The organism is Nonomuraea sp. NPDC049028, assembly GCF_043197735.1.
Classification (GTDB): Bacteria; Actinomycetota; Actinomycetes; order Streptosporangiales; family Streptosporangiaceae; genus Nonomuraea.
On the sequence record NZ_JBICTR010000005.1, the window covers coordinates 801240 to 809978 of the forward strand.

Annotated in this window: 5 protein-coding genes; 2 read left to right on the forward strand and 3 right to left on the reverse strand. The window is 69.0% G+C overall.

The features are described 5' to 3' along the window. Positions 1-37 precede the first annotated feature (37 nt). On the forward strand, positions 38-778 hold the full coding sequence (locus tag ACGFJ2_RS23320) for a hypothetical protein (protein ID WP_357939703.1): 741 nt from the start codon (positions 38-40) through the stop codon (positions 776-778). On the opposite strand, the gene ACGFJ2_RS23325 is transcribed toward ACGFJ2_RS23320, so the two are convergent. After that, on the reverse strand, positions 756-2771 hold the full coding sequence (locus ACGFJ2_RS23325) for a molybdopterin oxidoreductase family protein (protein ID WP_358204169.1): 2016 nt from the start codon (positions 2769-2771) through the stop codon (positions 756-758). The two genes, ACGFJ2_RS23320 and ACGFJ2_RS23325, sit on opposite strands and share 23 nt — an antisense overlap. A 194-nt stretch (positions 2772-2965) precedes the next feature. On the opposite strand from ACGFJ2_RS23325, the gene ACGFJ2_RS23330 reads away from it, so the two are divergent. Further along, positions 2966-5344: a lysylphosphatidylglycerol synthase transmembrane domain-containing protein gene (locus ACGFJ2_RS23330; RefSeq protein ID WP_357939707.1), complete on the forward strand. Its 2379-nt coding sequence runs from the start codon at positions 2966-2968 to the stop codon at positions 5342-5344. On the opposite strand, the gene mgrA is transcribed toward ACGFJ2_RS23330, so the two are convergent. Both mgrA and ACGFJ2_RS23340 read right to left on the reverse strand, forming a co-directional pair. After that, positions 5313-6311: an L-glyceraldehyde 3-phosphate reductase gene (gene mgrA, locus ACGFJ2_RS23335; protein WP_393471395.1), complete on the reverse strand. Its 999-nt coding sequence runs from the start codon at positions 6309-6311 to the stop codon at positions 5313-5315. The genes ACGFJ2_RS23330 and mgrA overlap by 32 nt on opposite strands. Beyond that, a complete protein-coding gene (locus ACGFJ2_RS23340; RefSeq protein ID WP_393471398.1) occupies positions 6308-8356 on the reverse strand; it encodes a S9 family peptidase in 2049 nt (682 codons plus the stop codon). Before ACGFJ2_RS23340 ends, mgrA begins: the two co-directional genes overlap by 4 nt. Positions 8357-8739 lie beyond the last annotated feature (383 nt).

Consider the following 8739-nt stretch of genomic DNA (forward strand, 5'->3'; position numbering starts at 1 on the left):
TATGTCACTTCAGACATAGTGTGGTGAAGGGGCGGCGATGCGCGCGATCATCGGCTCGATCGGGCTTGTTCTGGTACTTACCGCCTGCGGAGGCGCGGTCAGCACCACGACCACGACCGCCACCCCGCCTACACCGGTGGCGAAGGTCACCACTCCTGACGTCTCCGGCCCTAACGTCTCCGGCTGCTTCACCAGCGCGGACGGCAAGATCTTCACCTACGGTGACGACCTGCCCGGTGTGATCACCGGCAAGGGCGCGGTCGGCGTGGTGATCACGTACGAGCGCAACGGCAACGTCTGCACCTGGCGCCCGCTCTCCGACCGCCTGGTCGCGGCCGGCTACCGCGTCCTGCTGTACGCCAGGAAGAGCGCCGAATACCCCGACGAGGTGACGGTCGCCATGGCCAAGCGCCTGTCCAAGGAGAAGGGCGTGCGGCGCCTGTTCCTGGTCGGCGGCTCCATCGGCGCGACCGCCTCCGTCCCGGCGGCCGAGCGGCTGGGCTCCCGGGTGGCCGGGGTGGTCGCCCTGTCGGGCGCGGTCGCCGAGGGCGAGGCGGCCAAGCTGACGGTCCCGCTGCTCCAGATCGGCAGCGAGAACGACGCGTACGGCGGCGCCAAGGACCTCCAGCGCACCCACGACGCCGCCACCAAGGCCCCCGACAACGAGCTCCACGTCGTCAAGGGCGAGAGCCTGCACGCCTCAGCGCTGTTCGGCAGCCCTCACGGCCCCGAGGTGCTCGACCGGATCATCGCCTTCATGGACCGGCACAAGGGCTGACCTCGACCAAGTTGTCATGGTAGGCCGGACCCCTGCCCATGTCGGCGTCGCGTTCGGCCACGACCGCGTTGGCGTTCGCGCCGCCGGGGCTGTGCTTGGGCCAGCGCCCCTTGGGCGAGGCCACCACACCGCGCGCCACGCGGTCGCTCACCTCGACGTCGGCCAGGAACTCGCCGCTCGCGTTGTGCACCCGCACCCGCTGCCCGCTCACCAGCCCGCGCGCCTCGGCGTCGGCCGGATTGACCAGCACCACGGGCTCCTTGGCCCGGCGTCTGAGCTCCGGGTTGTTGCCGAAGATCGTGTTGAGGAAGGTGTGCGCCGCCGGTGTCACCAGGGTCAGCGGGTACGGCGAGCCGTCGGCCGTACGCACGGAATGAGGTTGGACGTACGCCTTGCCGCGCGGCGGGAAGCGGAGCCGGCCCGAGGCGGTGGGGAAGCCGTCGGCGAAGGGGGTGAACGGCTGGGGATAGTTCATCCGCACCCATCCCTCCTTGCGCAGCCGGTCCAGCGTGACGCCCTCCAGCGACGGGTGGCCGCTGCTCAGCAGCTGCTCGGCCAGCTCCAGATCGGAGTGGTACAGCGACGGCTCCGTCATCCCCATGTGGGCGGCCAAGCGGCGGAACGTCTCGGTGGTGGACAGGCACTCGCCCGGCGCCGCCACGGCGGGCTCGTTCCAGAGCAGGTAGAGGTGGCCGTACCCGGCGTGCAGATCCATGTGCTCGGTCTGCATGGTCGCGGGGAGCACGATGTCGGCGTAGTCGACCGTGTCGGTGGGGAACTGCTCCATGACCACCGTGAACAGGTCCTCGCGGGCCAGCTGCCGCCGGATCCGGTTGGCGTCGGGGGTCGAGCCGACCGGGTTGGCGGCGTACACCCAGAGGCACTTCACCGAGTCCAGCTCGGAGGCCAGCCGGGTCATGGTCAGCGTACGGACCGGCTTGGCAAGCAGGTCGTCACGCTTGTCGATGTTGAGGTGCATGTGGCCGCTGGTGGAGTAGGCCACGCCGCCGCCCGGGTGGCGCCAGTCGCCGGTCACGCCGGGGATCGCGGCGATCGTCCGCAGCGCGGTGCCGCCGCCGGCGTGCCGCTGGATGCCCATCGTGGTCCGGATCGCGGTCGGCCGGGTGTGCGCGACCCGCGTACCCAGCTCGCGGATGTCGGCGGCCGGGATGCCGGTGATCTCGGCGGCCCGCTCGACGGGGTAGGCCAGGATCTCCTCGCGGAAGGACTCCCAGCCCTGGGTGTGCTCGGCGAGGAACTCCTCGTCCTGGGCGCCCTCGGCGAGCACCACGTTCAGCAGGGCCAGCGCGAGCACGGCGTCGGTGCCCGGCCGGATCGCCAGGTGCCGGTCCGCCTGGTCGGCGGTCCTGGTGCGGATCGGGTCGATGGCCACCACGTACGCGCCGGCCGCGCGGGCGTCCTGGACGAACTTCCACAGGTGGTGCCCGCTGGTCAGCGTGTTGGTGCCCCACAGCAGGATCAGCCTGGACAGCGCGAGGTCCTCGGGGTCCATGCCGGCGGGCGTGCCGTTGGTCAGGCTCAGCCCGGCGCCGCCGGCCGTGGCGCAGATGTTCAGCCAGTGCTTGGAGGCGCCCAGCATGTTCCAGAACCGGCGCCCGGCGACGCCCTCGCAGCCCTGGATGTAGCCGAGCGAGCCCGTCCCCACGTACGGCCAGATGGCCTCGCCGCCGTGCTCGTCGATGATGTTCCGCAGCCTGAAGGCGATCTCGTCGAACGCCTCCTCCCAGGAGATGCGCTCGAACTCCCCCGACCCCTTGGGCCCGGTTCGGCGCAGCGGGTAAAGGATGCGGTCGTCGGCCTGGGTATGCTCCAGATATCGGTTGACCTTCACGCAGAGCGCGCCCCGGGTGTAAGGCTGCTCCGGGTTGCCGCGCATCTTCACGGCCTTGCCGTCTTCGACCGTGACGATCCAAGAGCAGGTATCAGGGCAGTCCAGTGGACATGCCCCCAAAACTCGCAACTCACCCGACATGCGACACAGCTTACGTGTCGCCCGCCAGGCATTAGGGGAGCCACGACATGCCCCGACGCGCGGTAGAAATCAAGGGTGAAGGATTGAAGGGGCCCAAAGATCGTACGGTCGGTCGGGAAGGTGCAGAATCTCTGTCGGTGGCCGAAATCAGGGAACGTGATGACGCGGAGGACCTCGCGGAGGGGGATCCAGCCGTGGCTGAAGCGCGCGCTGAAACGGACGTCTATGTAGTCGAGCCGCTGCTGCCCCAGCGCCTGCGGCGGCCCTCCGACCTGCTGCGCTTCCTCACCACGCTGCTCGTGCTCGCCGCGGTCGTCCTCATCGCCCTGGTCGCCAAGCAGACGCTCAACGGCCTCGAAGCGGACGTCAAAGAAGGCACCACCCTCGTCCCCGATCTGCTCAGCCGCGTGGCGTCGTTCCTGGGCGGCGCGGCCGTGCTCATCGTGCCGGTGGCCTTCGCCGTCGAGCGCGTCTTCCACCGCGACGGCCTGCGGGTGGCCGAGGGCCTGATCGCCGCGATCATCGGCATGGTCGGCTCCTTCCTGCTCGGCCAGTGGCTGATCGGCGGCAGCGTCGAGGACCTGCGCATGCTGCTGACCGGCGGGCGTTCCATCGAGCCGCTCAACACGCTGCTCACCTCGGTGGTCGCCTACGCCACCGCCGTACGCATCTCGCGCCGCCCCACCTGGCGCATGCTCATGTGGACGGTGATCGCGCTCGACATCTTCGCGCTCTTCTCCGCCAGGCAGATCACGCTGCCGGGCGCGATCGTGCCCGTCCTGGTCGGCATGGCCGTGGGCTACGGCACCCTGTACGGCGTGGGCAGCCCCAACACCCGGCCGCCCGGCAACGCGGTCATCGCCGCGCTCCGCAAGCTCTCCTTCTCCCCGCAGACGGCCCGCCGCATCGAGGACGATCACCAGGGCAGCCGCCGCTACGCCGTCGGGCTCAAGGACGGCAGCAGCCTCGACGTCACCGTGCTCGACCGCGACCGGCAGGTCGCCGGCCTGCCGTACCGGCTCTGGCGGCGGATCCGGCTCAACTCGGAGACCAGGCGCCGGGCGATCAGGTCGCTCCGCGCCGAGCTGGAGCGCGAGGCGCTCATGGCCTACGCCGCGCAGGCGGCGGGCGCGAGCACGCCACGTCTGCTCGGCACCAGCGAGATCGGCACCGAGGCCGCGCTGCTCGCCTACGAGCACCTCGAAACCCGCCCGCTCGACGACGTGCCCGACGCCGACATCGACGACGCCCTGCTCGCCCAGATCTGGGAGCAGGTCGCGCTGCTGCAGATCCAGCGGCTCGCCCACCGGCGGCTGACCGGCGACAGCATCCACCTCGACGGGGCCGGCCGGGTCGTGCTCACCGACGCCCGCAGCGGCGAGATCGCGGCCGGCGACCTGCTGCTCCGGCTCGACGTCGCGCAGCTGCTCACCTATCTGGCGCTGCGCGTCGGCGCCGAGCGTTCCGTGCGGGCCGCCGCCGCGGTCATGGGGTCCGACGCGCTGGCCGCCGCGATGCCGCTGCTCCAGCGCATCGCCCTCACCCGCGAGACCCGCGCGGCGCTGTCGAAGGACAAGGGCGTGCTCGGCGAGCTGCGCGAGCACATCGTGGCGCTCAAACCGCAGGGCAAGGTCGAGGAGATCCGGCTGGAGCGGTTCCGGCCGCGCACACTGGTCACGATGATCGCCAGCACGCTGGCCGCGTACTTCCTGCTGTCGCAGCTCAGCCAGGTCAACGTCGTGCACGTGGTGACCACCGCCAACTGGGCCTGGTCGGTGCTGGCGCTGGCCGCCTCGTTCGTCAGTTTCGTGGCCGCCGCGCTGATGCTCAGGGGCTTCGTACCCGAGCATCTACCGCTCTGGCGCACGGTCCTCGTCCAGTTCGCGGCCTCGTTCGTCAAGCTCGTCACGCCCGCCGCCGTCGGCGGCGTCGCGATCAACACGCGCTACCTGCAGAAGCGCGGCATCTCGCCCGCGCTCGCGGTGGCCAGCGTGGGCGCCTCGCAGCTCAGCATGATGGTCTTCCACATCGCGCTGCTGCTGCTGTTCGCCTACATCACCGGGTCCAACACCGCCACCGCGTTCAGCCCGTCCCGTGGGCTGGTCGTGGTGATGCTGTCGGTCGCGGTGCTGGTCGTGGTGCTGTTCGGGGTGCCGCCGCTGCGCCGGTTCATCACCGGGCGGATGCACAAGCTGTTCGCCAACGTGCTGCCCAGGCTGCTCGACGTGCTGCAGTCGCCGCGCAAGATGATCGAGGCCTGCGTCGGCACCCTGATGATCACGATCGCGTTCGTCGTCTGCCTCGACGCCTGCGTCGAGGCCTTCGGCGGCGACATCAGCTTCACCGCCGTCGCCGTCGTCTACCTCACGGCCAACGCGATCGGCTCGGCCGCGCCCACACCTGGTGGCCTGGGCGCGGTCGAGGCGTCGCTCACCGTCGGCCTGACCGTGGCCGGGCTGCCCGCCGAGCTGGCCACGTCGGCCGTCCTGCTGCACCGGCTGCTCACGTTCTGGCTGCCGGTGCTGCCCGGCTGGGCGTCCTTCACCTACCTCCAGCGGCACGAAGCTCTATGACCTTGTCGATGGCGTCGAGCTCGTCCTGAGTGAACGCCGGCCCGTCGACGCAGGCCACGTTGTCCTCCAGCTGCTTCACACTGCTCGCGCCGATCAGCACGCTGGTCACCCGCGAATCCCTGATCGCCCACGACAGCGCCATCTGCGCCAACGACTGGCCGCGCGTCTTGGCGATCTCGTTGAGGTCGCGCGCCAGGTCGCGGTCGATCCGGTCGGCGCTCAGGAACCGGCTGGTCGCCGCCCGTGAGTCGTCGGGGACGCCGTCGAGATAGCGGTCGGTCAGCAGCCCCTGGGCGAGCGGTGAGTAGACGATGCACCCCATGCCCGCCTCCTCCAGCACGTCGAGCAGCCCGTCCTCGATCCAGCGGTTGATCATCGAGTAGGACGGCTGGTGGATGAGCAGCGGCGTGCCCAGCCCCCGCATGATCCGCGCGGCCTGCGCCGTCTGCTCGGCGGAGTAGTTGGAGATCCCCGCGTACAGCGCCTTGCCCGAGCGCACCGCCCGGTCCAGCGCGCCCATCGTCTCCTCCAGCGGCGTCTCGGGATCGGGCCGGTGGCTGTAGAAGATGTCGACGTAGTCGAGCCCCATTCGCTGCAGCGACTGGTCGAGGCTGGCGAGCACGTATTTGCGCGAACCCCACTCGCCGTACGGCCCCGGCCACATGTCGTAGCCGGCCTTGGTGGAGATGACCAGCTCGTCCCGATAGCGGGTGAAGTCCTCGCGGAAGATCCCGCCGAAGTTGCGCTCCGCCGAGCCGTACGGCACGCCGTAGTTGTTGGCCAGGTCGAAGTGCGTGACGCCCAGGTCGAACGCCCGCCGCAGGATGGCCCGCGAGTTGTCGATCGGCCGGTTGTCCCCGAAGTTGTGCCAGAGACCGAGCGAGACGGCAGGCAGCTTGAGGCCGCTGCGCCCGCTGCGGTTGTACGGCTGGCGTTCGTAGCGGTCGTGGTCCGGCTGGTAGGTCATGAGGTGCCTCTCTCGATGATCCAGGAGAGCGCGAAGGCCTCTTCGCGCCAAACGTCATAGCGCCCGCTCCGGCCGCCGTGACCCGCGCCCATCTCCGTCTTGAGCAGGAACGGGCCGCCACCGGCGGTGGCCCGCAGCCTGGCGATCCACTTCGCGGGCTCGTGGTAGAGCACCCGGGTGTCGTTCAGGCTGGTGATCGCGAGAATCGGCGGGTACGGGCGATCGTCCACGTTCTCGTACGGTGTGTAGCTCTTCATGTAGGCGTAGACGTCGGCGTTGTGCAGGGGGTCGCCCCACTCGTCCCATTCGATCACTGTGAGCGGCAGCGACGGGTCGAGGATCGTGTTGAGCGCGTCGACGAACGGCACCTCGGCCACCACGCCCGCGAACTCCTCCGGCGCCAGGTTCGCCACCGCGCCCATCAGCAGGCCGCCGGCCGAGCCACCCCTGGCGATGATCCGCTCGCTCCAGCCCGACGCCTTCAGGTGCCTGGCCGCCGCGACGAAGTCGGTGAAGGTGTTCTTCTTCTTGGTGAGCTTGCCCTCCTCGTACCAGCGACGGCCCATTTCGCCGCCGCCCCTGATGTGCGCCACGGCGAAGATGAAGCCGCGGTCGAGCAGGGACAGCCTGGGGACCGAGAAACCGGGGTCGATGGAGGTCTCGTAGCTGCCGTAGCCGTAGAGGACGGTGGGGGCGGGCTTGGCGGTCTCCTTGCGCTTGACGAGGGAGATCGGGACCCGGGTGCCGTCCTCGGCGGTGGCCCACTCGCGGAACTGCTCGTAGTCGGCCGGGTCGTAACCACCCAGGACGGGACGCTGCTTGAGCAGGATCAGCTCGTGGGTGGCCAGGTCATAGTCGTAGACGCTGGCCGGGGTGATCATGCTGGTGTAGGCGAGCCGGAGCCGGCCAGTGCTGAACTCCGGATTGCCCGCCGGCCCGACGTCGTAGAGCGGCTCGGGGAACTCGATCTCGTACTCGTCGCCTCCGTACGGGAGGACGCGGATGCCGGTCAGCCCGTCGCGGCGGAAGTGGACGACGGCGTGGCCGTCGAACGCGTCGATCTCCAGGAGCCTGGTGTCCGTGCTGTGGGCGATCACCGGTGTCCAGGTGCCGGGAGCGTCGAGCGGGGCGGTGGCCAGCTCGAAGTTCTCGGCGTTCTCGTTGTGGAGCACGTAGAAGAAGTCGCCGGCGTGCTCGATGCCGTACTCGACACCGGCCTTCCTGGGCCGGACGACCTGGAACTCGCCCGTCGGGTCGGCGGCGTCGAGGATGCGCACCTCGCTGGTGATCTTGCTCCCGGCGCCGAGCACGAGGTACTTCTCGCTGCGGGTGAGCCCGATCCCGACCCAGTAGCGCTCGTCGGTCTCCTCGTAGACCAGCACGTCGTCCGGCGAGCCGAGCGTGTGCCGGTAGACCTGGAAGGGACGCCAGGCGTCGTCGACGCGCGTGTAGAAGAACGCCGACCCGTCGGCCGACCAGGCGCCACCGTAGAAGACGTTCTCGATCTCGTCGTCGAGCGGCTCGCCGGTCTCCAGGCTCTTGAACCTCAGGGTGAAGCGCTCGTCACCCTTGTAGTCGGTGGAGTAGGCCAGCATCTTCCCGTCGGGCGTGATGGCGCTGGTGCCGACGGAGAAGAACGCGCTCTCGCCCGCCAGCTCGTTGCCGTCGAGGATGACCTGCTCCCGGTCGAGGCGCTCGCCAGGGGTGACCGCGGGCGGGGTCTCGCCGTCGGCGGGCACGCGGCAGGAGACGGCGTACTGCTTGCCCTCCTCTGTCCGGCTGAAGTACCACCACTCGCCCTTGCGGCTCGGCACCGACAGGTCGGTCTCCTGGGTGCGGCCCTTGATCTCCTGGAAGACCTGCTCCTGGAGATCGCCGAGGTGAGCGGTCTGCTCCTGGAGGAACGCGTTCTCCGCCTCCAGGTAGGCGATCGTGTCGGGATCGTCCTTATTGGTGAGCCAGGCGTACTCGTCGATCACGGTGTCGCCGTGATGGGTGCGCTCAGTCGGTGACTTCTTCGCCAGCGGCGGTGTTTTGCTACTCACGTGGGGAGTCTATGTTCCGGGCCGTGATCGTTCTGTGGCCTCCGATCGGTGTGAAGGCGTCTCGAGTGGTCGGGGGCGCTGCTAATCTTTAGAAGTCGCCAGGTGCGGCGCAACCAACCTCCTCCACTCCGGTGGCTTTGACGTGGGTTGTGTTGTGCTTGGAGGCAGTCGCTTCGATTCGCTACCCGGTCTACGGGATGGTAAATTGAAGAGGCAGTCGAAATTCCAAGCAAGTCCGGTCAATTTGACACAAAAACGGACTGGTGAAAGAATAGAGACACAACGGAAAACGAAATGAACGCCTCTCGCAGGTTGGGGAGTACGCGTCCGTTTCTTGAGAACTCAACAGTGTGTTAAAAGCCAGTGCATGATGCACAACCCCG